The sequence below is a fragment of the Marinococcus halophilus genome, assembly GCF_900166605.1.
Taxonomy (GTDB): domain Bacteria; phylum Bacillota; class Bacilli; order Bacillales; family Marinococcaceae; genus Marinococcus; species Marinococcus halophilus.
This window is the reverse complement of sequence record NZ_FVZD01000006.1, coordinates 2,016,283-2,041,295: the sequence shown is the minus strand read 5'-3', so window position 1 is coordinate 2,041,295 and position 25,013 is coordinate 2,016,283. Positions and strand designations below refer to the sequence as shown.

21 protein-coding genes, 16 tRNA genes and 2 rRNA genes are annotated in these 25,013 nt (G+C 48.6%); 30 read left to right on the top strand and 9 right to left on the bottom strand.

The features are described 5' to 3' along the window. The first annotated feature begins 37 nt into the window (after positions 1 to 37). The 18 genes from B5066_RS16500 to B5066_RS16415 all read left to right on the top strand — a co-directional run bounded on the left by B5066_RS16500 (position 38) and on the right by B5066_RS16415 (position 4,698). Positions 38 to 2,971 (top strand): 23S ribosomal RNA (locus tag B5066_RS16500). A 65-nt stretch (positions 2,972 to 3,036) separates the two neighbouring features. Next, a 5S ribosomal RNA gene (gene rrf / locus B5066_RS16495) occupies positions 3,037 to 3,153 on the top strand. 14 nt (positions 3,154 to 3,167) lie between these two features. Then, positions 3,168 to 3,242 (top strand) — tRNA-Asn (locus tag B5066_RS16490). Between the two features lie 2 nt (positions 3,243 to 3,244). Beyond that, positions 3,245 to 3,335: transfer RNA gene (locus B5066_RS16485), tRNA-Ser, on the top strand. A gap of 17 nt (positions 3,336 to 3,352) precedes the next feature. Continuing rightward, a tRNA-Glu gene (locus tag B5066_RS16480) sits at positions 3,353 to 3,427 on the top strand. A 5-nt stretch (positions 3,428 to 3,432) separates the two neighbouring features. Next, positions 3,433 to 3,508 (top strand) — tRNA-Val (locus B5066_RS16475). A 12-nt stretch (positions 3,509 to 3,520) separates the two neighbouring features. Beyond that, positions 3,521 to 3,597, top strand: a tRNA-Met gene (locus tag B5066_RS16470). Between the two features lie 3 nt (positions 3,598 to 3,600). Continuing rightward, positions 3,601 to 3,676, top strand: a tRNA-Asp gene (locus tag B5066_RS16465). A 104-nt stretch (positions 3,677 to 3,780) separates the two neighbouring features. Beyond that, positions 3,781 to 3,856, top strand: a tRNA-Phe gene (locus B5066_RS16460). 10 nt (positions 3,857 to 3,866) lie between these two features. Next, a tRNA-Thr gene (locus tag B5066_RS16455) sits at positions 3,867 to 3,942 on the top strand. Positions 3,943 to 3,947: 5 nt separating this feature from the next. After that, positions 3,948 to 4,032 (top strand) — tRNA-Tyr (locus B5066_RS16450). Between the two features lie 7 nt (positions 4,033 to 4,039). After that, positions 4,040 to 4,113, top strand: a tRNA-Trp gene (locus tag B5066_RS16445). Positions 4,114 to 4,137: 24 nt separating this feature from the next. Continuing rightward, a tRNA-His gene (locus tag B5066_RS16440) sits at positions 4,138 to 4,213 on the top strand. A gap of 10 nt (positions 4,214 to 4,223) precedes the next feature. After that, positions 4,224 to 4,298, top strand: a tRNA-Gln gene (locus B5066_RS16435). 3 nt (positions 4,299 to 4,301) lie between these two features. Continuing rightward, positions 4,302 to 4,376, top strand: a tRNA-Gly gene (locus B5066_RS16430). A gap of 34 nt (positions 4,377 to 4,410) precedes the next feature. Then, positions 4,411 to 4,485 (top strand) — tRNA-Cys (locus B5066_RS16425). Positions 4,486 to 4,508: 23 nt separating this feature from the next. Then, positions 4,509 to 4,598: transfer RNA gene (locus B5066_RS16420), tRNA-Leu, on the top strand. 14 nt (positions 4,599 to 4,612) lie between these two features. After that, positions 4,613 to 4,698: transfer RNA gene (locus tag B5066_RS16415), tRNA-Leu, on the top strand. A gap of 121 nt (positions 4,699 to 4,819) precedes the next feature. On the opposite strand, the gene B5066_RS16410 is transcribed toward B5066_RS16415, so the two are convergent. After that, on the bottom strand, positions 4,820 to 5,521 hold the full coding sequence (locus B5066_RS16410; RefSeq protein WP_079476964.1) for a hypothetical protein: 702 nt from the start codon (positions 5,519 to 5,521) through the stop codon (positions 4,820 to 4,822). 85 nt (positions 5,522 to 5,606) lie between these two features. Here B5066_RS16410 and queG point away from each other — a divergent pair, with 85 nt between their 5' ends. From queG to B5066_RS16385, 5 genes are read left to right on the top strand one after another with little or no spacing between them, the layout of a single operon-like run. Next, positions 5,607 to 6,752, top strand: coding sequence for a tRNA epoxyqueuosine(34) reductase QueG (gene queG / locus B5066_RS16405; protein ID WP_079476963.1), 1,146 nt, complete (start codon positions 5,607 to 5,609; stop codon positions 6,750 to 6,752). A 29-nt stretch (positions 6,753 to 6,781) separates the two neighbouring features. Beyond that, positions 6,782 to 7,309: a methylated-DNA--[protein]-cysteine S-methyltransferase gene (locus tag B5066_RS16400; RefSeq protein WP_079476962.1), complete on the top strand. Its 528-nt coding sequence runs from the start codon at positions 6,782 to 6,784 to the stop codon at positions 7,307 to 7,309. Between the two features lie 20 nt (positions 7,310 to 7,329). Next, complete coding sequence (gene trmL / locus B5066_RS16395; protein ID WP_079476961.1) at positions 7,330 to 7,803, top strand: tRNA (uridine(34)/cytosine(34)/5-carboxymethylaminomethyluridine(34)-2'-O)-methyltransferase TrmL; 474 nt, start codon at positions 7,330 to 7,332, stop codon at positions 7,801 to 7,803. A gap of 17 nt (positions 7,804 to 7,820) precedes the next feature. Next, positions 7,821 to 8,126 carry an antibiotic biosynthesis monooxygenase family protein gene (locus B5066_RS16390; protein WP_079476959.1) on the top strand — a complete coding sequence of 102 codons (306 nt, stop codon included), beginning with the start codon at positions 7,821 to 7,823 and terminating at the stop codon, positions 8,124 to 8,126. A 15-nt stretch (positions 8,127 to 8,141) separates the two neighbouring features. Further along, positions 8,142 to 8,699, top strand: coding sequence for a DUF5366 family protein (locus B5066_RS16385; RefSeq protein WP_079476958.1), 558 nt, complete (start codon positions 8,142 to 8,144; stop codon positions 8,697 to 8,699). 13 nt (positions 8,700 to 8,712) lie between these two features. Here the strand turns inward: B5066_RS16385 and B5066_RS16380 are convergent, their stop codons facing one another. Then, on the bottom strand, positions 8,713 to 10,584 hold the full coding sequence (locus B5066_RS16380) for a transglycosylase domain-containing protein (protein ID WP_079476957.1): 1,872 nt from the start codon (positions 10,582 to 10,584) through the stop codon (positions 8,713 to 8,715). 183 nt (positions 10,585 to 10,767) lie between these two features. Between B5066_RS16380 and lepB the strand changes: the two genes are divergently transcribed. Further along, the gene (lepB, locus tag B5066_RS16375; RefSeq protein ID WP_079476956.1) at positions 10,768 to 11,322 is read left to right on the top strand and encodes a signal peptidase I; all 555 of its coding nucleotides are present in this window, start codon (positions 10,768 to 10,770) and stop codon (positions 11,320 to 11,322) included. A gap of 58 nt (positions 11,323 to 11,380) precedes the next feature. Here lepB and msrA read toward each other — a convergent pair whose 3' ends face one another. Continuing rightward, positions 11,381 to 11,938 (bottom strand): peptide-methionine (S)-S-oxide reductase MsrA, encoded by a 558-nt coding sequence (gene msrA / locus B5066_RS16370; RefSeq protein ID WP_079476955.1) that lies wholly within the window; start codon positions 11,936 to 11,938, stop codon positions 11,381 to 11,383. Positions 11,939 to 12,056: 118 nt separating this feature from the next. On the opposite strand from msrA, the gene B5066_RS16365 reads away from it, so the two are divergent. The 5 genes from B5066_RS16365 (at position 12,057) to B5066_RS16345 (ending at position 18,770) form a co-directional block, all read left to right on the top strand. Further along, entirely contained in the window at positions 12,057 to 12,602 is a 546-nt protein-coding gene (locus B5066_RS16365; protein ID WP_079476954.1) for a glycerol-3-phosphate responsive antiterminator, read from the top strand. 26 nt (positions 12,603 to 12,628) lie between these two features. Next, on the top strand, positions 12,629 to 14,125 hold the full coding sequence (gene glpK / locus B5066_RS16360; protein ID WP_079476953.1) for a glycerol kinase GlpK: 1,497 nt from the start codon (positions 12,629 to 12,631) through the stop codon (positions 14,123 to 14,125). A 153-nt stretch (positions 14,126 to 14,278) separates the two neighbouring features. Then, on the top strand, positions 14,279 to 15,967 hold the full coding sequence (locus B5066_RS16355; protein ID WP_079476952.1) for a glycerol-3-phosphate dehydrogenase/oxidase: 1,689 nt from the start codon (positions 14,279 to 14,281) through the stop codon (positions 15,965 to 15,967). Between the two features lie 166 nt (positions 15,968 to 16,133). Continuing rightward, the gene (locus B5066_RS16350) at positions 16,134 to 17,873 is read left to right on the top strand and encodes a phospho-sugar mutase (RefSeq protein WP_079476951.1); all 1,740 of its coding nucleotides are present in this window, start codon (positions 16,134 to 16,136) and stop codon (positions 17,871 to 17,873) included. Between the two features lie 72 nt (positions 17,874 to 17,945). Then, on the top strand, positions 17,946 to 18,770 hold the full coding sequence (locus tag B5066_RS16345) for an arylamine N-acetyltransferase (RefSeq protein WP_079476950.1): 825 nt from the start codon (positions 17,946 to 17,948) through the stop codon (positions 18,768 to 18,770). Positions 18,771 to 18,825: 55 nt separating this feature from the next. On the opposite strand, the gene B5066_RS16340 is transcribed toward B5066_RS16345, so the two are convergent. From B5066_RS16340 to B5066_RS16315, 6 genes are all read right to left on the bottom strand, one after another. Beyond that, on the bottom strand, positions 18,826 to 19,098 hold the full coding sequence (locus tag B5066_RS16340) for an acylphosphatase (RefSeq protein ID WP_079476949.1): 273 nt from the start codon (positions 19,096 to 19,098) through the stop codon (positions 18,826 to 18,828). A 21-nt stretch (positions 19,099 to 19,119) separates the two neighbouring features. After that, positions 19,120 to 19,347 (bottom strand): hypothetical protein, encoded by a 228-nt coding sequence (locus B5066_RS16335; protein WP_079476948.1) that lies wholly within the window; start codon positions 19,345 to 19,347, stop codon positions 19,120 to 19,122. Positions 19,348 to 19,390: 43 nt separating this feature from the next. Continuing rightward, the gene (gene pdxK, locus B5066_RS16330) at positions 19,391 to 20,209 is read right to left on the bottom strand and encodes a pyridoxine/pyridoxal/pyridoxamine kinase (protein ID WP_079476947.1); all 819 of its coding nucleotides are present in this window, start codon (positions 20,207 to 20,209) and stop codon (positions 19,391 to 19,393) included. A gap of 31 nt (positions 20,210 to 20,240) precedes the next feature. Next, positions 20,241 to 21,473: an aminopeptidase gene (locus B5066_RS16325; RefSeq protein WP_079476946.1), complete on the bottom strand. Its 1,233-nt coding sequence runs from the start codon at positions 21,471 to 21,473 to the stop codon at positions 20,241 to 20,243. Positions 21,474 to 21,812: 339 nt separating this feature from the next. After that, positions 21,813 to 22,382, bottom strand: a complete 570-nt coding sequence (locus B5066_RS16320) for a LemA family protein (protein ID WP_079476945.1) — start codon at positions 22,380 to 22,382, stop codon at positions 21,813 to 21,815. Positions 22,383 to 22,463: 81 nt separating this feature from the next. Next, positions 22,464 to 23,087 (bottom strand): NAD(P)-dependent oxidoreductase, encoded by a 624-nt coding sequence (locus tag B5066_RS16315; protein WP_079476944.1) that lies wholly within the window; start codon positions 23,085 to 23,087, stop codon positions 22,464 to 22,466. Positions 23,088 to 23,191: 104 nt separating this feature from the next. Here B5066_RS16315 and B5066_RS16310 point away from each other — a divergent pair, with 104 nt between their 5' ends. Further along, positions 23,192 to 24,982: an AMP-binding protein gene (locus B5066_RS16310; protein WP_079476943.1), complete on the top strand. Its 1,791-nt coding sequence runs from the start codon at positions 23,192 to 23,194 to the stop codon at positions 24,980 to 24,982. The last annotated feature ends 31 nt before the right edge of the window (positions 24,983 to 25,013 follow it).

Below are 25,013 nucleotides of genomic sequence, written 5' to 3'. Positions count from 1 at the left end.
ACCGGCGGCCGCGTCGAAGAATGACCGCGTATCGAGTGGTTAAGAAGAAAAGGGCGCACGGTGGATGCCTTGGCACTAGGAGCCGATGAAGGACGCGACGAACGGCGAAACGCTCCGGGGAGCTGTACGTAAGCTTTGATCCGGAGATGTCCGAATGGGGGAACCCGCCTTCCGTCATGGGAAGGCGTCCGGCCGCTGAACACATAGGCGGCGGACGGTAGACCCGGAGAACTGAAACATCTTAGTACCCGGAGGAAGAGAAAGCAAACGCGATTTCCCGAGTAGCGGCGAGCGAAACGGAATCAGCCCAAACCGGGATGCTTGCATCCCGGGGTTGTAGGACCCCCGCACGGCAGGCGGGGAGGATAGGCGAAGCGGCCTGGAACGGCCCGCCAGAGACGGTAACAGCCCGGTAGCCGGCATCCTCCCCCCGCCGGGGGTATCCTGAGTACGACGGGACACGAGAAATCCCGTCGGAAGCTGGGAGGACCATCTCCCAAGGCTAAATACTCCCTAGTGACCGATAGTGAACCAGTACCGTGAGGGAAAGGTGAAAAGCACCCCGGAAGGGGAGTGAAACAGATCCTGAAACCGTGTGCCTACAAGAAGTCGGAGCCCGTTAAGGGGTGACGGCGTGCCTTTTGTAGAATGAACCGGCGAGTTACGCTCGTCTGCAAGGTTAAGCCGCAAAGGCGGAGCCGCAGCGAAAGCGAGTCTGAAGAGGGCGATCAAGTAGGCGGGCGTAGACCCGAAACCAGGTGATCTACCCATGACCAGGGTGAAGGCCAGGTAACACTGGCTGGAGGCCCGAACCCACGCAAGTTGAAAATTGCGGGGATGAGTCGTGGGTAGCGGTGAAATGCCAATCGAACCTGGAGATAGCTGGTTCTCCCCGAAATAGCTTTAGGGCTAGCCTCGGGTACGAGAGTCCTGGAGGTAGAGCACTGATTGGACGAGGGGTCCTTCCCGGATTACCGAATTCAGTCAAACTCCGAATGCCAGTGACTTGCTGCCCGGGAGTCAGACGGCGAGTGCTAAGATCCGTCGTCGAGAGGGAAACAGCCCAGACCACCGGCTAAGGTCCCTAAGTCTGCGTTAAGTGGAAAAGGATGTGGAGTTGCTTAGACAACTAGGATGTTGGCTTAGAAGCAGCCATCATTGAAAGAGTGCGTAATAGCTCACTAGTCGAGTGACTCTGCGCCGACAATGTACCGGGGCTAAACGCAGCACCGAAGCCGTGGACTCTCCCGCATGGGAGAGATGGTAGGGGAGCGTTCTAGGGGCCCCGAAGCCGGACCGTGAGGACCGGTGGAGCGCCTGGAAGTGAGAATGCCGGTATGAGTAGCGAAAAGAAGGGTGAGAATCCCTTCCGTCGAAAACCCAAGGTTTCCTGAGGAAGGCTCGTCCGCTCAGGGTTAGTCGGGTCCTAAGCCGAGGCCGATAGGCGTAGGCGATGGAAAACAGGTTGATATTCCTGTACCACCTCCGTTCCATTTGAGTGATGGGGGGACGCAGGCAGGCACGGCCGCGCGCTAATGGACATGCGCGTTGAAGCTGGCAAGGCCGGGGGAGCGGCAAATCCCTCCCCCAGACGGCCAAGCGGTGACCAGGAGGGCCCTACGGGGCCCGAAGGGCCGGCACCTACCCTGCCAAGAAAAGCCTCTAGCGAGGAACGTGGTGCCCGTACCGTAAACCGACACAGGTAGGTGGGATGAGTATTCTAAGACGCGCGGGAAAACTCTCGTTAAGGAACTCGGCAAAAGGACCCCGTAACTTCGGGAGAAGGGGTGCTCCCCGGGGTGCATAGCCCCAGGGAGCCGCAGTGAAAGGGCCCAAGCGACTGTTTATCAAAAACACAGGTCTCTGCGAAGCCGTAAGGCGAAGTATAGGGGCTGACACCTGCCCGGTGCTGGAAGGTTAAGAGGAGGCGTTATCCCCCTCCGGGGGGAGAAGCGCCGAATTGAAGCCCCAGTAAACGGCGGCCGTAACTATAACGGTCCTAAGGTAGCGAAATTCCTTGTCGGGTAAGTTCCGACCCGCACGAAAGGTGCAACGACTTGGGCACTGTCTCAACGAGAGACCCGGTGAAATTATAATACCTGTGAAGATGCAGGTTCCCCGCGACAGGACGGAAAGACCCCATGGAGCTTTACTGTAGCTTGACATTGGATGTGGGTACCACTTGTACAGGATAGGTAGGAGCCATCGAATCCGGACCGCCAGGTTCGGAGGAGGCGCTGGTGGGATACTACCCTGGTGGTATCGACATTCTAACCGCAGGCCGTGATCCGGCCTCGGGACCGTGTCAGGTGGGCAGTTTGACTGGGGCGGTCGCCTCCCAAACAGTAACGGAGGCGCCCAATGGTTCCCTCAGAATGGTCGGACATCATTCGCAGAGTGCAAAGGCACAAGGGAGCTTGACTGCGAGACCCACAAGTCGAGCAGGGACGAAAGTCGGGCTTAGTGATCCGGCGGCACCGCATGGAAGGGCCGTCGCTCAACGGATAAAAGCTACCCTGGGGATAACAGGCTAATCTCTCCCAAGAGTTCACATCGACGGGGAGGTTTGGCACCTCGATGTCGGCTCATCGCATCCTGGGGCTGAAGTAGGTCCCAAGGGTTGGGCTGTTCGCCCATTAAAGCGGTACGCGAGCTGGGTTCAGAACGTCGTGAGACAGTTCGGTCCCTATCCGTCGCGGGCGCAGGAAAGGTGAAAGGAGCTGTCCTTAGTACGAGAGGACCGGGATGGACACACCGCTGGTGTACCAGTTGTTCCGCCAGGAGCACTGCTGGGTAGCTACGTGTGGACGGGATAAGTGCTGAAAGCATCTAAGCATGAAGCCCCCCTTAAGATGACCTTTCCCCTCTACGGAGATAAGACCCCTTGGAGATGACGAGGTAGATAGGTCCGGCGTGGACGCATGGCGACATGTGCAGCGGACGGATACTAATCGGTCGAAGTCTTATCCACGCTCAGCACGATACGCGGCGGTGGCCGCGGTCTCGGTATTTGGTTGTCAGGGCCCGACGGGCCGGTCCGGTGGCAACAGCGAAGAGGTCCCACCCGTTCCCATGCCGAACACGGAAGTTAAGCTCTTCAGCGTTGATGATAGCCGGGGGCTCTCCCCCCGTGAAAGTAGATCGCTGCCGGGCTTTTTTTATTATATTCCGCAGTAGCTCAGTGGTAGAGCAATCGGCTGTTAACCGATTGGTCGCAGGTTCGAATCCTGCCTGCGGAGCCACTGGAGAGCTGTCCGAGTGGCCGAAGGAGCACGATTGGAAATCGTGTAGGCGGCATTCCCGTCTCGAGGGTTCGAATCCCTCGCTCTCCGCCATACATATTTATTTCAGAGGCCCGTTGGTCAAGTGGTTAAGACACCGCCCTTTCACGGCGGTAACACGGGTTCGAATCCCGTACGGGTCACCATTTACGGAGGATTAGCTCAGCTGGGAGAGCACCTGCCTTACAAGCAGGGGGTCGGCAGTTCGATCCTGTCATCCTCCACCATATATTTTATATCGCGGGGTAGAGCAGTCTGGTAGCTCGTCGGGCTCATAACCCGGAGGTCGTCGGTTCAAATCCGTCCCCCGCAACCAAAAGGGCCTGTGGTGTAGTGGTTAACATGCCTGCCTGTCACGCAGGAGATCGCGGGTTCAAATCCCGTCAGGCCCGCCATTTTACCTTTATTCGTATTGACAAACAAAATGAATAAGGTATAATTTCAGTTGTCTATTCCGAATTGCTTCATTGAATCAATTTATGGCAACAATATCTAATGTGGCTCGATAGCTCAGTCGGTAGAGCAGTGGACTGAAAATCCTCGTGTCGGCGGTTCGATTCCGTCTCGAGCCACCATTCAAAAAACGCCGGTCTAGCTCAATTGGTAGAGCAACTGACTTGTAATCAGTAGGTTGGGGGTTCAAGTCCTCTGGCCGGCACCATATGTGGAGGGGTAGCGAAGTTGGCCAAACGCGGCGGACTGTAAATCCGCTCCTTCGGGTTCGGCGGTTCGAATCCGTCCCCCTCCACCACTTATACAGGGGTATAGTTTAATGGCAAAACAGCGGTCTCCAAAACCGCCAATGTGGGTTCGATTCCTACTACCCCTGCCATTTTTAATGTGTTATGTTCACATGGCGGTTGTGGCGAAGTGGTTAACGCACCGGATTGTGGTTCCGGCACGCGTGGGTTCAATTCCCACCAATCGCCCCATATTGGATAATGGGCTATAGCCAAGCGGTAAGGCATCGGGTTTTGGTCCCGTGATGCGCTGGTTCGAATCCAGCTAGCCCAGCCAATTGCGGAAGTAGTTCAGTGGTAGAACACCACCTTGCCAAGGTGGGGGTCGCGGGTTCGAATCCCGTCTTCCGCTCCATTATTAACATAAGCATTAAGCCATTCTCTGGAATGGCGGTATAGCCAAGTGGTAAGGCACGGGTCTGCAAAACCCTTATCCCCCGGTTCGAATCCGGGTACCGCCTCCATTATTAAAGAGAAGCAAACGCCTGCCGGGGTGGTGGAATTGGTAGACACACAGGACTTAAAATCCTGCGGTTGGTCATCAACCGTGCCGGTTCGAGTCCGGCCCTCGGTACCATTTTTTAGTTGAACGGCGAAGTGGCGGAACCGGTAGACGCGCTTGACTCAAAATCAAGTGTCCTCTGGACGTGTGGGTTCGAGTCCCACCTTCGCTACCATTTAACGAGCCAGGAAAACGTTTCTAGAGAGAAGCGTTATTTTTATGTTTAATTTTAAATGCGAAAGCTGGATATAAAGAAAAAGTCTTTCCTTTTTAAAAAGGAGAGACTTTTTTTATAATTATAAGGAGAACTCCCAAACAGGAGAAGCTGCGCGCAGAAGACGGCTTTCTACGGTGCCTCCGTGAATTTGAGTAAACATATTTCCCACTGCCTGAGTAAGTTCAGCAGCAGAATCATTGGAGAGCTGTGGCCGTATAAAGGTTAATTGTATTGCTGTAGTAGTCGAACGGCTGGTTCTGCTGTCCAGGCCTGGTCCACTTAATGAGGCCAATGTTTTCTTGCGGTCTTTGGCGATAATTTGTCCGTACATCGGATGGAGATGGTTTTCAGTGATCTGAAGCTGGTCCTGCTCTACGCCGAAGCCGATTTTTACATAATCGAAGACAGTATCTGCATCGATCAATATAACCGGAGTTTCATACTGAAGATTAAAAAAATGAATGAGGTCTTCACTGGAATGCTCAGAAGGCGGGATATTATCTGCCTGTAAATTTTTGTACAGCTGTTCATGGAGAGGTGGCAGCGAACGGTCAATAAGCCCTGCCTGTTCTAATATTTGTTGCCACTGCCGAACACCTGTATAGTCATAGACAGACTGATCAAGCAGATCCATCTGGATTTGTTTATGGAAGAAGTCCACGCGCCCCCGAAGCATTCCAGGGGAGTCATCAATAACAATGTCGCGGTAGATGTTGACGCCGCATTGAAAAGAAGGAATAATTTTAAAAACAGCAGAAGAAATAGAAATGTCTTTGAGCATATATATCCCCCTTCATGTCTAGCTCATAATGTATCATACCACTTTCACAGACTCCGGCGAAATGATTTATAAAGGAGGGCCGTCCATGCGAACGGCACAGGAATTAAAAGAGGAAATTCAGGCATTTGCGGAATCTATCGGCATTGATAAAGTAGGCTTTGCTTCTGCCTCCCCCTTTGTAACCTTAAAAGCAAGGCTGAAAGAACAGCAGCGGCTGAACTATCAGTCCGGCTTTGAAGAAGACGATATTGATAAAAGAACGCACCCTGAGCTTCTCCTGACGGAAGCGACAACGATTATATCTATCGCCCTCGCATATCCCACGAAGCTTCCGGAGGCACCAAAGAATCGCCCTGGAGCACGCAGAGGCCAGTTTTGCCGTGCTTCCTGGGGTAAAGATTACCATGACGTCCTGCGGGATAAATTAAACCAACTGGAGGCCTTCATACAAGAAACGGTTCCGGGAGCAGAGTGTAAATCGATGGTTGACACTGGTGAATTATCGGACCGTGCAGTGGCAGAGCGTGCGGGCATTGGATGGAGCGGCAAAAACTGCGCTATAATTACCCCTGAATTCGGCTCGTATGTTTATTTAGGCGAAATGATTACTACGCTGTACCTGCCGGAGGATACTCCGCTGATGGATCAATGCGGCACATGCAACCGCTGTGTGGATTTATGCCCCACGGATGCTTTGATTCAGGGAGGCCAGCTTGACGCGAAAAAGTGTATCGCCTATTTGACGCAGACGAAGGAAGCGCTGCCGGAGCGCTACCGCCATAAGCTTGGCAATAGATTGTACGGATGCGACACCTGCCAGCAGGTGTGTCCGGAAAATAAAGGGGTAGATTTCCATAACCACCCGGAATTTGAACCGGAGCCGGAAGTAGTGAAGCCACTGCTCGAACCGTTATTAACAATTTCTAACCGGGAGTTTAAAGAAAAATTCGGATACATTGCCGGTTCGTGGAGAGGAAAAAAACCAATTCAGCGTAACGCCCTGATCGCTCTCGGCCATATGAAAGAAAAATCCTCGATACCGACAATTGTACAGCTGCTCTGTAACGATCCGCGGCCGGTGATACGAGGGGCCTGTGCCTGGGCATTAGGAGAAATGCCAACGCAGGAAGGAGTCGAGGCACTGCATCATGCTGACAGCAGGGAAAAAGACGAAGAAGTGCTTGAAGAAATCTCAAAAGCATTGGATAAAACATCTCCGGAACGAGTATAATAGAAGAAAATGTATCAAGGAGGATTATTATGGAGGCGTGGGCTGCATCGCGAACAATCGGTAATATAGGTGAAGTGACCGTAGTAATATACGAAGGCCGTGTCTGCATGCTGCACTTTGGTTCCTTAAAAGAAAATGAAGAACGAATAAAGCGTTGGCTGAAAAAGCATATCGGTGCTTCATGCGGACTGCGGGCAGAACTGCATCCTCTGCATAATAAAGTTTTCCGGGAGCTCGAAGAATATGAGGCGAACGAGCGCACCGATTTTACGGTGCCGCTCGATATGAGGGGGACGCCTTTTCAAAAAAGAGTATGGGAGGCCCTTCAAGGTATTCCTTATGGAATGACAAAGTCCTATGCAGAAATTGCTGCAGAAGCTGATTCGCCAAAAGCTTTCCGGGCAGTAGGAATGGCTAATAACAAAAACCCGGTTTCCATTATCGTTCCGTGCCATCGGGTCATTGGGAAAAACGGGAAAATGGTAGGGTTTGGCGGGGGAGTACATGTAAAAGAAGGACTGCTTGAACTAGAAAGAGCGCAGGCGGTATCGCGGTAGGAAAAGAAGGAGAGAGCGATTTGGCTTTACACGTGGTATTATTTCAACCAGAAATACCGGCAAACACTGGAAACATTGCAAGAACGTGTGCGGGGACGGATACTCACCTGCATTTAATACGCCCGCTTGGTTTTTCTACGGAGGACCGGATGTTGAAGCGGGCGGGATGTGATTACTGGCCCAATGTGCAGATTCACTATTATGATTCACTTGAAGAATGGATGAACTCGTATCCGGAAGCGGAATTTTTCTTTGTAGAAACAGTAGGCTCGTCTTCATATGCCGTGCATGACTATTCAGATCCGGCGAAAGATTATTTTTTTGTATTTGGGCGTGAAACTACTGGCCTTCCCGAATATGTGACTGAGAAGTATCAGGAAAAGTGTATCCGGATACCCCAGAATGATAAAGTCCGTTCATTAAATTTGTCCAACACGGCAGCTATTTTAGTGTATGAAGCGCTTCGCCAGCAGGCGTTTCCACAATTACAATAATGAAAGAGGGATAAAAAATGTACGTTGTTATTAATGAACTTGAGGTGCCGGCAGAAGCGAAGGAACAAATTCAGGAACGTTTTGGCGCTAGTGCTGAAAAGATGAATCAGGTGCCGGGGTGTTTGGAATTTTTGTTTTTAGACGAAACGACAGAAGATGGAAAACAGCTTGTTTTCACAAAGTGGGAGACCAAGGAAGACTTTCAGAACTGGCTTGAAAGTGACTCTTTTAAATCTTCTCATCGATCAGGCGGGCAGGAAAAAAGAGAGAGCGCTGCCACCGGTAATCAGATCCGCCAATTTCATGTCGTCCATGCTAACTGACCCCTGGAGTACGCAATGAAAAATGCCTATTTGACCAGCCACTTTCCGATCCTTGCTATTTTATTTTTCTGTTTATCCTTTGGCATCTGGACCCAGCAGTATACCGCCGCTTTTTTAGAAACGGCCGGTATTTATCAGGGCATGCTCGAGTTTTTTTCAGAGAATGGAATTAAATTAACCATGCTTTTTATACTTATGCTTGCGTTTTTTATGATCATTGCTGCCTTAAAATTAATTTCGGATACAATGATGGGGCTGTCCTTGTTATTTTTTTTAAACGATGAAACTGGAGACGCCCGCTCTTATCTTCAAAGCTGTGGATGGATTTATTTAATAGCTGGGGGAGTGTCGCTGTTTCTTACTTCCCAACTTTATCTACTCGGAGGGCTTTTCATTGGAGCGACGCTTTTATCATTCGTGTATTTGATTATCCGCCTGGCCCCCTCTCTTCGTTTTACTGGAGTGGCTGGTTTTTTTCTACTGCATTTGTCTTTCTGGGGGCTTTTTATTATTGGCACGGGATATGCGTTTTTACGTTTGTACAATAGTTTTTTACATAGTTTGCCAGTATGAAAAAAACGGACGGCTAAGGCTGTTCGTTTTTTTCGTAAAGCATGGGATAAATCGTTTTCCAGAAAGCGATGGCGCTGTTATCCGGAGGTAGGGGCCGGGGGTCGTCGTATCCATGCCAGACCCCCACTGTGTACCTGTCGTCATAGCCGGCAAACCAACTGTCTCTCGTAGCATTTGAAGTACCCGTTTTGCCGCTGACATCTGCAAAAACTGCCAGGCTGGAAGCCGTTCCTGAAACGACAGTGGCGCGAAGAACTTCACGCATTTGATCATTGGTTTCAGGAGACCAGACGGTGGTTTCCTGGGACTCCCATTCAAACAGGAGCTTTCCATCTGCATCAGTAACAGAAGTAATAGCACGCGGTGGCTCGTACGTTCCGTCGTTAGAAAATACGGTGTAAGCGCTTGTTAATTCCACTGGTGAAACACCACGTTCAACGCCGCCGAGAGCAGCAGCGTACTGCCTGTCTGCCGGAGTTAATTCCGCCCACTCAAACTTCTCGAGGTACTGAAAGGAAGCTTCTAGACCGGTTTGATGCATAAGGCGCAGAGCGGAGGTGTTGTAGGAAAAGGCAAGCGCTAATTTAATTGTGACGCGCTCTTTTGCTGCTCCACCTTCATTTGCAGGGCAATAGGAAGCAACACAGTATTTTTTGGTAGAAACTAATTGGTGAATCGAACGCTCGTGTTCTTCAAGGTACGGTCCGTAGACGAGCAGCGGCTTCCATACTGATCCAGGCTGTCGGTAAGCCTGAAAAGCCCGGTTGAATTCATATTCATGATAATCTGCCCCGCCGCTCATGGCCGTAAGAGCGCCGGCACGATGATCAATGATAACGGCGGCTCCTTCTATGCCGCGCTGTTGCCAGTAGGAGCGGGATTTTTCTATTAGCATATTCTGTATATCAGTGTCCATGGTGGTATGGATGGTAATACCGGACTGAAGGAGCTGGTTTGTGCGTATGTTAAGCTTCTCGGAAAGAGCTTCTTTTTCGCTTCCCTCCGCTTGATTGAGCCGTTCGTCCCAACCTTCGTTTTTTGCCACAAGCTGTTTGAATTCGTGTTTTACATAATCAGTATAATCAGGATAGGGATTGGCATTTCTTTCTTGTAAATCTACAGAAACAGTTTCTTCGGAAGCGCTCATTTTTTCTTCAGCGGTTATCACTTCGGCTTCATTCATTTTTTCCAATATCCACAGCTGCCTTTCCCGGGTCCGCTCGGGATGTTCCACGGGGTTATAGTAGGACGGATTAGCCGGTACCGCTGCCAAAAAAGCTGTTTGCGCGAGCGAGAGATCACTGCTTGACCTGCCAAAATAGGAATGGCTTGCCGTTTCGAAACCGTAAATACCTTCGCCAAAATAAATAGTGTTCATATACATTTCCAGTATTTCGTTTTTTGTATAGGATTGTTCGAGCTGGTAAGCGAAAAGAACTTCGGCAACCTTTCTTTCATAGGTCTGCTGATGAGAGAAATAGATATTTCTTGTCGCCTGCTGCGTAATTGTACTTGCTCCTTCTTCAATGCTCCCGGTACTTGCATTGCTTATAAGAGCCCGTACAACGCCTAAAGGATCAACTCCCTGGTGTTCGTAAAACTTTTGGTCCTCTGTGGCAATAAATGCAGCTCTGGCATGTTCAGGAAAGTGAGAAAGCGATACGTAACGACGGTCTTCCTCTGTCCTGTATTCAGCAATTTGATCACCCTTATGGTCGGTAACGTAACTGTTCTGGGCAATAGGTACGCTGGAAACGTCCACCTGTTCTTCAAGGAAAGAAGAAAGAGCCTGGGTGCTGCTCAGCTCTTTTATAAACAGCCAGGAAACCACTGCCCCGCTGGTTATAAATAATAGTATCCATATAAGCCCTAAGAGTTTTCTCATGTAATTAATTCCTTTGCCTCAGTATATTTAATATATCGACAAAGAAGGCTTTAAGATTAAAAGGAAAAGAAAGTTCCGTAAAAAATATGATATAATGCCTCTAGTCTGCATGCATTTCTGGATTGTTCATCCGCAGAAACCGTGCTAGAGTGAAAAGGCAGATAGAAACGGAGGAAGTCGGTAATGACGAATTGGTCAAAGGAAATATGGGATTGGATTAAAGTAATTGTCGTCGTCGTATTAATTGTCGTCATTGTGCGCGGCTTCTTGTTTGCCAACTATGTGGTCAGTGGCCCTTCCATGCTGCCTACAGTGGAAGACGGGCAGCGGATGATTATTAACAAGATCGGCTATGCTTTTTCTGAGCCCGAGCACTCAGATATTATCGTTTTCCATGCAAATGAAAACAGTGATTATATTAAAAGAGTTATCGGGCTCCCCGGGGACACAGTAGAATACAGAGATGATACTCTCTACATCAACGGAGAAGCCCAGGAAGAGCCGTACTTAGAAGAATATAAAAATGAAACAAGCGGGGTCTTCACTCAGGACTTTACACTTGAGGGGGTAACCGGTGAAACAACCGTCCCGGAAGACAGTTATTTTGTAATGGGCGACAACCGCCCGAGGAGTGAAGACAGCAGAGCTGATGCCGTCGGTTTTGTAGATGAAAACCAGATTGTCGGGGAAGCGAGTATCAGGTACTGGCCGCTCGATGATTTTACCTTCAGTCCATAAAAAGAGCTTCAGCAGATGCTGCCTGCTGAAGCTCTTTTTGATAGAAAATAATTTATTATTAATGCCCCGGGGAACTGTCCCAGTGAGCTTCAATAAATTCATCGCGGCCGGAGAGGGCGCGGTCTTTTTTATAAGCTTCCCGTTCTTTTTTGTAAAAGTTCTGGTGGGATTCTTCAGCCGGATAAAAAGGTTCCGCCGGTTTGATCTCTGTGACTACGGGATCACGGAATCGGCCGCTGTCTTCTACCCGCTGCCTCGAGGCTTCCGCCAGCCGGCGCTGCTCTTCGCTATGGTAGAAAATAGCCGTCTGGTATTGCGGGCCGCGGTCGTGAAACTGGCCGTCTGGATCGGTAGGATCAATTTGAGGCCAGTATAGATCGAGCAGCTGCTGATAGGAAAACAGCGCGGGGTCAAATTCAATTTGAACTGCTTCTCTGTGACCTGTGGTACCGGCTTTTACCTGCTCATACGAAGGGTTTGCGACACTGCCTCCGGTGTAGCCGGACGTAATGGAGATAATGCCGGGCAGCTCGTCAAACGGCTGTACCATGCACCAAAAGCACCCGCCGGCAAAGGTAGCCAGTTCATTATTTTTTGTCTCGTTTTGTTGGGTCATTGCGAACACCGTCCATCACCTGTATAGTATTTTTTGTATTTGCGTAAAGTATAGCACAGCTAAAAGCAGTCGTAATTCAAAAAGCTTGAACGCGAAAGAGAGATAAAGGGGGAAAGATATGCTTACCGGCCAAAAAATTCTGCCAGCCGCCCGTAATGAAAGGGAGTTTGAAAAAGCGCTCAAAACCTCCGGACGGTACGTAGTCATTTTGAACGTGCATTTGGCAAAGCTTAAAAGCCTGATGCAGTTAAGCAAACGGGCGGATAAAAAAGTACTTTTGCATGCAGATCTGGTCCAGGGACTCGCCCATGACGATTCTGCAGCCCAGTATTTGTGCCAGAATATCCGTCCGGACGGTTTGATCAGCACTCGCCGGCAGATTCTTACAACTGCCAAAAAAAACAACCTTATCACAGTGCAGCGCTTGTTTTTACTGGATTCACTCGCGCTTGAAACAAGCTATAAGCTGCTTGAAGACATTAAACCAGACATGGTGGAGCTTCTGCCGGGTATTGTACCATCTATGATTAAGGAAGTAGCAGAAAATAAAAATGTGCCTGTTATTGCAGGTGGCCTTATTCGTTCGCAGGAAGAGGTTTCTGCTGCTTGGAGTGCAGGAGCATCGGCCATATCGACGACGGAAAAATCACTGTGGCCAAAATAGAGAAAAGATAAGTGGAGGAAACAACGATGACTGAAAAGAAATACATTCTCGCAATAGACCAGGGAACGACCAGTTCAAGAGCTATATTGTTTGATCAGGAAGGCCGGATTGTAGGCAGTGAACAGCGTGAGCTGGAGCAGTATTTTCCCCGCGCCGGCTGGGTGGAACACAATGCCAATGAAATCTGGTCCGGTGTGCTCGGCTGTATTGCCGGAGTGCTTGAGAACAATGAAGTTTCTCCAAAGCAGATCAGCGGGATCGGCATTACAAATCAACGTGAAACCACAGTGGTGTGGGACAAGCACACCGGAAAACCAGTGTATCACGCATTAGTATGGCAGTCCCGGCAGACTGCCACTATTTGTGATGAATTAAAGCAGCAGGGATATGAAGACATGGTAAGAAGCAAAACCGGTCTTCTGCTTGACCCTTACTTTTCGGGAACGAAAGTAAAATGGATTCTTGATAATATTGATGGAACGAAAGAAAGAGCAGAGCAGGGAGATTTGTTGTTTGGAACGATTGATACGTGGCTGATCTGGAGGCTAACCGGCGGCAAGGCTCATGTAACGGACTATTCCAATGCCTCGCGTACGATGATGTTTAACATTTATGACCTAACCTGGGACCAGGAACTTCTACAGATGCTGGACATTCCCGAAACGATGCTTCCTGAAGTGAAATCGTCGTCGGAAATTTACGGCCATACGGTAAATTATCATTTCTTTGGGGAAGAGATACCAATCGCCTCAGCAGCCGGTGATCAGCATGCAGCTTTGTTTGGACAAACGTGCTTCGACGAAGGTATGGTCAAAAATACTTACGGCACGGGCTGCTTTATGCTGATGCAGACGGGAGAGACTCCGATTCACTCAAACAACGGACTGCTTACAACCATCGCATGGGGTCTTGACGGGAAAGTGAAATATGCGCTTGAAGGAAGTATTTTTGTGGCGGGTTCAGCCGTGCAGTGGCTAAAAGACGGCATGCGCCTGATTGACTCTTCCTCAGATTCTGAAGCTTATGCGCTGCGTGTAAACGACAATGAGGGCGTATACGTGGTCCCGGCCTTCACCGGCCTGGGGGCTCCTTATTGGGACAGCGAAGTGCGGGGGGCTGTATTCGGCCTGACACGTGGTACGGAAAAAGAGCACTTTATCCGGGCGACGCTTGAAGCACTCGCTTACCAGACGAAGGACGTGCTTGACGTTATGAGGGAAGATGCGGGTATGGAAGTAAAAACATTGCGCGTTGACGGCGGCGTTGTGCCGAATAACTTCCTTATGCAGTTCCAGTGTGATATGGCTGATGTCCGGGTGGAACGCCCGTATGTACTTGAAACCACGGCACTCGGAGCGGCTTATCTTGCCGGTCTTGCCACAGGCTTTTGGAAAAACAAAGAAGAGCTTATAGATAAATGGGAGCTTGAAAAATCATTCGACGTGCATATGGAAAAAGAAAAACGGGAAGAACACTATGCAGGTTGGAAAAAAGCGGTTGATGCAGCACGGGCGTTTAAGTAAACATATCGGTTGCAATTGAATGGACGAGCGATTACAATGAAGTTAAGTTAATAAATGGTCGGAGATGCAGAGAGACCGCAGATACCCTTCACACCAGAAGAGGATATCTGCGGTCTTTTTTACTCTCGGATATTTCAAAAGGGGATGAAATGAATGGCAGATCAACATTTTTCTGCACTATCACGCAAAGCGCGTTTGAGAAATATGACAGAGACCCACCTCGACGTGCTTGTCATCGGAGGCGGCATTACTGGAGCGGGTATTACATTGGACGCTACAGCCCGTGGGCTTAACACAGCCTGCATCGAAATGCAGGACTTCGCAGCGGGTACATCCAGCCGTTCTACTAAACTTGTACACGGAGGGCTGCGTTACCTCGAACAGTTTGAAATTAAGCTGGTTGCCGAAGTGGGCAGGGAGCGGGCCATTGTGTACGAAAATGCGCCCCACGTTACTGAGCCGGAGTGGATGCTACTGCCAATCGTAAAAGGCGGAAACCTTGGTAAGACTACTACTTCATTCGGGTTGCAGGTCTATGACCGTCTTGCGCAGGTAAACAAGCATGAGCGCCGTTACATGCTTAACAAAAAAAGAACGATGGAGAAAGAGCCACTACTTCGCGAAGATAACCTTCTTGGAGGCGGCGTTTACGTTGAATACCGTACAGACGACGCGAGATTAACTCTCGAAGCAATGAAAAAGGCTGTGGAGCTCGGCGCTAACGCCGTTAACTACGCCAAAGCTACTGATCTTTTGTATGATAACGGCAAACTGATTGGCGTGGAAGTAAAAGATCTGATCAACAATGAAACCCACCGCATCTATGCGGACCATGTGGTGAACGCTGCGGGCCCGTGGGTAGACACGCTAAGAAAAGTAGACGGATCGAACACAGGTAAACACCTGCATCACACGAAAGGAATTCACCTTGTGTTTGACCTCAGCCGGTTCCCGCTCCGCCAGGCTACGTACTTTGATGCTCCGGATGGCCGGATGATCTTTGCCATCCCACGTGGCAATAAGGCATACGTGGGCACGACAGATACTGATTACGGATCGAACCTGCAGGAGCCCCGTGTTTCCCGTGAAGACCGCGACTATATTTTAGAAGTAACAAATTATGAATTCCCGTCCCTAAAACTAAAGGCGGAAGACGTAGAATCCAGCTGGTCCGGCATCCGACCGCTCATTCAGGAGGAAGGAAAATCCGCTTCTGAAATTTCCCGTAAAGATGAGATCTTCATTTCCGATTCGGGGTTAATTTCCATTGCTGGTGGTAAGCTGACCGGATACCGTAAAATGGCAGAGCGGATTGTTGACGTCGTGGTGGAAAAAATGAACATTCACGCGCCATGTCCAACCCAGGACATCCGGCTTTCAGGCGGAGAAGTAGGCGGCTCCTCCGGCTATGAAACGTTTGCTGTAAAAGAAGCGTACCGCGGCGAAGCACTAGGTATGACAAGAGACGAAACAGAAGATCTGTTCCGTTTTTACGGGGCAAATGGCTTGAAAATGCTTGAGCTGCTGGAAGAAAATCTTGAAGAAGCGAAAAACAGTGGCATGCCGTTAAAACTTGCTGCCCGGCTGTTGTACGCCCTCGAGTACGAGATGGCAGTTACGCCGCTAGACTTCCTAAACAGAAGAACGGCCTTCCTGTTCTTTGATATGCCGGAGCTGAAGCGCTGGAAAGAGTCTGTGATTGCGTTTATGAAAAAATCATTAAACTGGTCCGACGAAGAAACCAAAGCCTACACTAAAGAGCTTGAATCTGAAATTGCCTATGCAACGAAGCCATATGAAGACGTTGATGACCAAAAAGCCCGGGAAAAACAAGCAAATTAATAAATTGCACAACCTCGCCTGCTCTGTACTTGGAGCAGGCGTTTTTATTTTGAAAGAGAAGAAAGGAATGCCTGAAAACCATGGTAGAAACGCGTGCTTTCTTATATACTGGTAATAGACTGTTTTACTGGGAAACATATTAAACGTTTCAGGAGTGATTGTATATATGAGTTGGACGGACCACTGGAACCGATGGCGAAACCATGCATTTATAGAAGACGCATGGAAAGAAAAGCTTCACGAGCTGGATGAAACGAACGCTGAGGAGTACTTTTATCAATACCTGGCGTTTGGAACTGGGGGCATGCGCGGAGAGATCGGGCCTGGTACGAATAGAATGAATACATACACGATCCGCCGGGCGGCAGAAGGCCTTGCACGGTATATAGAAAATGCAGGAGCGAAGGCAAAGTCCCGAGGGGTTGCAATCGCGTTTGACCCACGTCACTATTCGGAAAAGTTTGCACTCGAAACAGCGCAGACGCTTGGGGCGCACGGTATCCAGGTATACTTGTTTGAAGATCTGCGCCCAACGCCCGAGCTTTCATTTGCGGTGCGGAGAACATACGCGTTTGCCGGTGTAGTAATTACAGCAAGTCACAATCCACCGGAATATAACGGCTTTAAAGTGTACGGAGAGGATGGGGGGCAGTTCCCGCCGGGGCCTGCCGATGAGTTGATTGCCTGCGTGGAGTCGGTCGAAAATGAACTTGAAATCCGGGTGAAAGACAGCGGCTCGATGCAGGAGGAAGGCCTTCTCGTTATGCTTGGGGAAGAGACCGATGCAGCTTATGATAAAGCGCTGCAGTCGATTCTACTGAAGCCGGAAATGATTAAAGAAAGCGGCAGTGATTTGAATATAGTATTCACACCACTTCACGGAACTGCGAAAGAACCAGTGCTGCGATCACTCACGGAGGCTGGTTTTCATAATGTATCGACAGTGGAGGAGCAGTTAACGCCTGACCCGGAATTTTCTACCGTGCCAAGTCCGAACCCAGAAGAAAAAGAAGCTTTTGCAAAAGCTGTTCAAATAGGAAGCGAAAGCGGTGCTGATATACTGATTGCTACCGATCCAGATGCTGACCGTATTGGCCTGGCAGCTAAAGACAGCAGCGGTGAGTTTATGGTGCTCACTGGAAACCAGACGGGAGCTTTGCTTCTTGATTATCTTCTCATGCAGAAAACAGAAGCTGGAACCCTTCCGGCAAACGGCATTGTAATGAAAACAATTGTAACTTCTGAACTTGGAAGAGCTATAGCAGAACATTATGGCCAGGCATGCGAAGACACGCTCACCGGGTTTAAATTCATCGGTGAAAAAATCAAAATGTATAATGAAACAGGAGAATATGCGTTTCAATTTGGCTATGAGGAATCTTACGGATACTTAATCGGAGACTTTGTGCGCGATAAAGATGCTGTGCAGGCAGCGCTTTTAATCGCAGAAATGGCGCTTTGGCATAAGAAACAGGGACGCGCTGTATATGAAGGCCTATTGGAGATTTACAACCGTTATGGATACTTTATGGAAGGGCTTGATTCCATAACGAAAAAAGGAAAAGAGGGCGCGGCCCAAATTGATCACCTGATCGAAACATTCCGCGAAGATCCGCCTGTGCAGGTAAGTGATGCTTCTATTCAAAAACTGGAGGATTATAAAACAGGGGAACGCACGTACTTGCTTGAAAATGGAAAAAAAGAGTCTATTCAGCTTCCGTCTTCGAACGTACTGAAGTTTTTTACAGACGATGACTCCTGGTTCTGTCTACGTCCGTCAGGCACGGAACCAAAAGTGAAGTTTTATTTCGGAGTTAAGGGAGAAACGTTTAAACAAACTGAAGAGAAGCTTCTTCAGCTGAAAATGGATGTCATGGCCATGGTGCATGAACGTCTCGAAGACTGAAAGAGTCTGTAGAGCAAAAAGAAGGTACGTGTTGTTTTTGCCTTCTAACGGCTCAAAAGGAGGTTGTTTGGCATGCAGTCATGGGTAGAGGACTACCTGCACATATTAAAGCTGAAAATAGAGCAGCCAAATGTTCGGTTTTTGACAAAGTTGATTCGTTCCCATCTGCAGCAGTTTCCATTTGAAAACGTAGGTAAGCTGATTGAAGCGGGAGAGAAGACAGAAGCATCAGCATTAATGTCTGTCGAGTCCTTTTTGTATCAGCGCCAGGTATACCAGATGGGAGGAACGTGCTATACGTTGAACGTGCATTTTTATCAGCTGCTGCAGGAGCTGGGATTCTCTGCAAGACTCATTTATTTAAATGAAGACCACGTGTCGATCCGGGTAGAAACCAACCAGCCAGGCCTCTCTCCCTATTTTGTGGATGTAGGTACAACTGCGCCGTTATTTGAACCTATCCCTCTTCGGAAGGCAACGGAGAGCTCAAAAAAGTTTGATGGCGAGCAGCTGCTGTTTCACTATCAGAAGGAGTCGGGGCTGTATCGTTATATACGAATGAAAGACGGAAAGCAGGCGGATGAGTCGTGGGCTTTTAACCCTGAAGTGGAAGCAGAAGAAGCTGCTCTTCAAAACAAGGTCTACAAATCTTACGGGTCGGATGCTCCGTATATGAATCAGCTGCGTCTGCAGCTTTGGCTCCCTGAAAAATATATGCTGCTGTCTTTGAAAAACAATAAACTGATAGCCCGAAAGGCGAGCGGGGCTACGGTGACCAAATATATTCATGGTTTTCCGGCACTTGAGCAGGTGGTCCGCCATGATTTTCATCTGCCTTATCTGCCCGTCTGCCAGGCAGCTGCCCGGCTTGAAGAACGTAAATCCTGGGCTTTCTAATGAAAAAACTCTCCAGCTTAATGTCATCAGCTGGAGAGTTTTTTGTTTCATTTAATTAGAACCGAACGTCAAAAGATTCATTATGGTCGACAGAATCAAGATCAGAGGTTTCGAGGCGTTCAACGGTAGAAAAAGGGCTGCCTTCCTGTACTGCGACAAGAAAGTGATCCATGTCCTGGGGCGTGCCCTCGGCTTCAATTTCCACCACTCCGTTTGATTTGTTGCGAACCCAGCCATGAATATTGTGTTTTACTGCTTCTGACTGAGTGAACTGCCGAAACCCGACGCCTTGAACATTTCCGTGAACTTCTACATGATAGCGTTTCATCTGCATGCTCCTTCCATTTATTTATACTTTTTTGAAATGCTGTTGGAACCAGTGATCCTGTTCTGGCGAGGGGTGCTCACTGATCACATGGATTACATCTTCTTCGTCGGTAGCCATCCAGACGCCGCTCTCATCGAAAAAGCCTGGATAAATGTAACCGTGACGAAAAAGCAGCTGGGGCGGATAAATTTCGATAACATCCATTTCGACGTGCTTATAAACGCTTTTTGTGCATTGAAATAATTCCAAGGTGGTCACCTGCTTATTCCCGGCGTAGAAGCCGAAAACATATTCAAGATTGGGGAGCGCGGTGGCGGTAAGCTGTATGGTTTACAGAACCGACATGATCGTTCAGGCGGAAGGATTCCTGAATGGAAGCTTGAATAAACTGTTTTGCAGTGTGAATTGCTTCCCGCACGCTCTTTCCGTTTGCAAGTTCTGCTGTGATGGAAGCAGAAAAAGTGCAGCCCGCGCCGTGAGTGTAGTCTGTATTGATTTTTTCAGATTCAATATACTCAAAGCTGTTGCCGTCATAAAGAACATCGATTGATTTTTCTGCTCCGGTGTCTCCGCCGCCCTTCACAATAACGAAGGAAGGACCAAGCTGATAAATTTTCTCTGCAGCTGCTTTCATGTCCTCGAGCGATTGCGGGAGAGGCACCTGGGCGAGCTGGGATGCTTCGAACAAATTAGGCGTTACAATAAATGCCTTTGGCACAAGCGTTTCCCGCAAATAAGCGTCCATTTCGGGATTGACCGGCTCATCGGCACCTTTGCATACCATCACCGGATCCACCACCAGCTGTTCTATATGGTGTTCATCTAATTTTTTTGCTACGAGCTCGATGACTTCTTTTGAGCCAAGCATTCCGGTTTTAGCAGCTTGGACGCCGATCCCTTTAAGCACTGTATCAAGCTGTGCTTCAAGTATGGAGATGTCGATTGGATAAACGCGGTGGAACCACTCGTTGTCCGGATCCTGGGAGACAATCGTAGTCAGGGAAACCATTCCGTACGTACCAAGCTCCTGAAATGTTTTTAAATCTGCCTGAATGCCAGCACCACCGCTTGTGTCGGAGCCGGCTATTGTTAATGTTTTAGGTAAACTCATAGTAATCTCCTTTCAAGAAATAGTAGGACAGCTATTCAGCCCATTCACCGTTCCTGAATACAGGTTCTTTTGTTCCGTCGGGAAGAATGCCGTCGATATTCATATTTTCATTTCCAATCATAAAATCAACATGCACGATACTTGTGTTTAAACCGGCCTGCTCTTTCTGATCTTTATTCATCTCCGGTCCATTTTCTACACAGAAAGCATAAGCGCTGCCAAGCGCAATATGATTAGAGGCATTTTCATCAAACAGCGTGTTGAAAAATAAAATGCCAGACTGAGAGATAGGGGAACTGTGTGGCACGAGAGCAACTTCCCCGAGCCGGGCAGCGCCTTCGTCTGAATTAATCAGGTGACGCAGGGTGTCTTCACCTTCACCGGCTTCCATATCCGTAACGGCTCCATTTTTAAAATGAAGCGTAAACTGGTCAATAACATTGCCGCCGTAATTCAATGGCTTGGTGTTGGTTACAAACCCATTAACGAAATCCTTATGGGGAGCGGTAAATACTTCTTCCGTAGGCATGTTAGGAATAAAAGGGACGCCTGAGGTATTGGTGCTTCCGCCGCCGGCCCACACATGCCCGTCAGGAAGGCCGATTTCAAGATCTGTGCCGGGAGCAGTATAATGAAGCGATTTGTATTTTTTGGCGTTCAGCCAATCAACCTTGGCACGCAGCGTGCGGTTATGCTCATCCCAGGCCTGTACCGGGTCTTCGGTGTCCGCCCGTACGGCGCTGAAGATCCGTTCCCAAAGCAGGTCGATAGCCCGGTCTTCCGGCTCGTCAGGAAATACTTTTTTCGCCCATCCCGAAGAAGGAGTGGAAATTACAAGCCAGCTGACACGGTCAGCCTGAATATAATCACGGAATCCTTCCATAGCAGCGCCGGCTGCATTATTCGCATTAGCGATTTTATCAGGATCCACGCCTTTCAGCAGATCGGGATCCGTGGATTTCACCGTGATAAAAGCCGCGCCTTCCCGGGCCAGCTGTTCCCTGCTTTCTGCCCGCCAGGAAGGGAATTCATGAAACGCTTCCTCTGGTGCTTTTTCATATTTAATTTTCGTCAATTCATCGTCTGCCCACTCCGGGTAGACATGTTTTGCTCCGGCTTCATATGCTGCTTCGGCCAGTCTTCTGACAAAAGGTGCAGCATCAATAGGAGCTGCAATAACTAAAGTTTGGCCTGGCTGGATATTAACCCCTTTATCCACGGCAAGTCTTGCATAGTTGTGAAGTTTTTGTTCGAACGTTTTCATGTCTGAAGCTTCCTTTCTCATACAGTGCTGAATAAACATAGACAGTGGTCTCAAATGTCTTTCATCATTATAACACGAGAGGATTCATCATTCTTTTGCCATGTACTGCTTTTTTTAAACAGGCCGGGACATAAAAAAGCCCTGCCGAAATATCTGGACAGGGTAAAAAAGGTATCGTACAGGTAAAGATGCATTCATCTCAGGAGAACCTGCCTGTTTAGAATAGCATAGATGAAAGAATAGCCTAATTCCGATGAGAACGTGTTATCATCTGTTTTCATGGATGAGAGGAAAAGACACAGGCTCAGGTTAAAAAATATAATTATATGCATATTTGGTTTATACGGAAGTTTCAGCTTTTTCTTTAGCACTTCCTCCTGGAGCAGGACTCTGGGCAGGGAGCGGGCTGCGTGTTCTAAAGTGGTGCAGCTCTGCAACAAACTTAACCGGAAACGAGGAGATTTTTGTATTATATTTATCTATCGTATTATTATAAACACTTGAAGAATGAATAATCTTATTTTGGGCATCGTCGAACTGCTCCCGCATTGATTTCAGCTCGGACTGCAGCTGCTTATCTTCGGGCATGGAAGCGTCAAACACCTCGTGAAGGGTCTCTTCAATAAGAGAGTTAATGTACAGCTGTTCCTGTCTGCTTGCTTCCGGGGATAACGTTTCGCTTCTGTATTGAACCAATGTTTCCAGTTCATCCTGTTTGTGGCGCCAGGATTTCTGGGCAGAATCCACAAAGTCAGGAATTAGATTCATGCGCCGGTGCAGTTGAAATTCCACCTGGGTCCAGGATTCCTCTACCCAGTTCAAATATTTAATTAAGGCATTGTAGCCGATAATCCAGCTGATAATAGCAGTAACAATAACAATACCAAGAATGATACCGAAAATACTCATATCGCCGCCCTCCTTCTTTCGGGGTTTTTACTTAGATAATGGTAATTAGTATAGCATGTTTGTACCGCTAGTTACACAGCCTTACTCACAAACGCCTATCCTTTTTTGGCAGAATTGAGAGTGATTTTCCAATACGTGCAATAAAAAATCAGCTGTGTTCCCTGTGGAAATCCGGGTGCCGTTTTCCGGAAGATAATCGGTTTCAAAACGCCAGGAAGCCGTGCTGCGGCCTTCTGGCAAAAAGGTTGGACAGATAACCGTCCAACAGTAAGAGGTTTCTTTAATGTATTCATAAGCTGCCTTATGGTCTTTGGCGGCCGTAGTGCTTCTTCGTTTGGATTCTGCAGATTCAAAACGGTAAAGGTGCGGTTCTGTCCGGGACCGAAGTATGCCGGCAGTACCTACAGTAATTAAACGGGTGATACCGAGATCATTCATTTCTTTTAACAAAAGAGGGGTGACACTGCTTAAGAGGTTTTGTTTATCGGTACCAAGCGCACTGACTACCACATCTGCACCCTGTAGTGTTTGTCTCATTTTTGCCTGATCAAGGGCGTCACCGTATATCTGCTCTGCAGAAGCAGGCAGGCCGTCCGTCTTTTCCGGTGAGCGGACAAGCATTTTCAAATCATGACCTGCGGCGTCAGCCATAATCGCAAAGTGAAAACCGGTACGTCCGGTGCCGCCGAATAAAGCTATTTTCATCTGGAGCACTCCTTTTTGTTTCACTTATCTATAAGCTATGTAAAAATAGATATACACCCCTATTCCCATTCTATAAAAGGAAAAACGTCGGGAGGCTATGAAAAATGCAGTGGACTACTTGGGAACCCCCTATCGTTCAATGGAGGACAAACGCGCTTTATCATTGGACGTTAGCACTCGGCTTAAATGACACAGATGAACTGAAAAAGCATGCCGCCATAGACGTCTCCTGGTTTTGGCAGCAGGCATCTAAACGGCTTGAAACAAAATGGATTAGACGATATAAAGATACTGTTGAGCTTTCGCGTGGAAGACGGGAGGCTGTGTGGTTTTATAAAGGTAAAATGAATGCTGCAGAGCAGCTGATAAATAAATCAAAAGAAGGAATGCAACAGACAGCGTTTATCGATGAAAACGGCGAATGGACATATGAAATGCTGGCAGGGTATGTGCAAGAAGCTGCCGGAAAACTGAGGGCAGCCGGTATAAACAAAGGAGAACGGGCAGCTGTAGCAGCAGAACCTGATAAACAGTCAGCGGTAATATTTATGGCGTTAGCATATATCGGCGCTGTGGCTTGCCCTTACTATACCCGCTGGACAGCGGAAACAGAGGCGCAGGCCCATACGCATTTTCAACCGGAATGGCTCATTATTAAAACGGGGGCGTTTGTCTCTGAAGCTGAGGAAAGGTATGGTTTAGCTGCAGCGAAAATTATTCAACTAGACGGCGAACCATCATCGAAATATAAGCAGTGGCAAACACTGCCGGCCGGAAAAAATAAGGAGAAGCCTGAAAAAACGAACGGCACAGATCCTGCAATGGTTCTCTTTAATGAAAGTGAAAAGGGGGCCTCTGAAGGATATGTTCTCAGCCATGCGAATTTATTTATAAAGTCTGGCACCGAGATTGGATTAGTGTGGGACGTACGGCCAAAAGACCGTCTGTGGTGGCTCAGCAGGGAGTGGGGTTTTGACCAGCTGTTTGCTATGTTTGGGACGTTTGCAAATAATGCAGCATACTGCCTGTTTTCCTGGAATGACCAGGGCGCTGATGCCGGTAGCACGATTGAAGCGCAAGGCATCACACATATCGGTGTTGATTCGCTCTCAGCGCGGACGGCATCTGTTCAGGCCCAGAGTAAGTGGAAAGAATATCATCTGCATTCGCTGCGCTACGTACTGACATGGGAAGAAGACTGGATGCGCAGCGACCTTCAGTGGGTTATGAATGTACTAACAAGAGGAAGAATTCCACTTTTAAAAGCTTTCGGAGGGGCTGGTGCCTCGGGAATGATTATTGCTGATCTTCCGGACCGCGGTGTGCATCCTGAAAAGTACAACAGCCGCCTGCCGGGAATGGTGGCAGACACTTGGGACAGCGAGGGATATGCTGTACGTCACGCTCCTGGAAGAATAGTAGTAAAGAAACCGTGGCCAGGCAGCCGGGAAGTGTCGGTTGATGGGCAGGTGAAGTATAACGGCGCCCCCTGGTCCTTATGGAAAGACGTGTGGGCAGGTACTGGATTTTTAATAGATGACGAAGAAGGATATACGTATGCTGGGGAGCAGTCTGATATTAATAAAGTGGGGCAGCGTACGGTTTCCCTGCTGCCGCTTGAAAAATGGCTAGAGGGCATGGATTCCGTGGAAACGGCGCTTTTGCGCTGGAACGGTGGAAGCGCGGAGGCAGTCATAGCACCTGCTGAAGGATGGAGCGGTTCCATAGGATGGAAGCAGGAACTTGCAGAGCGGTGGCTTGAAGCTCAAACGTTCCCGCTAAAAAGCATACAAATAGTTTCGGCGCCACCGGATAACGTGAATAAAAGAGTATGGAGAAACGTATTCAAGCGTGGGACATTTATTATAGAGGACGAAGAATTTATTTTTACCTAAGAAAGCTAACTTTAAATTCACAGAGAACTGT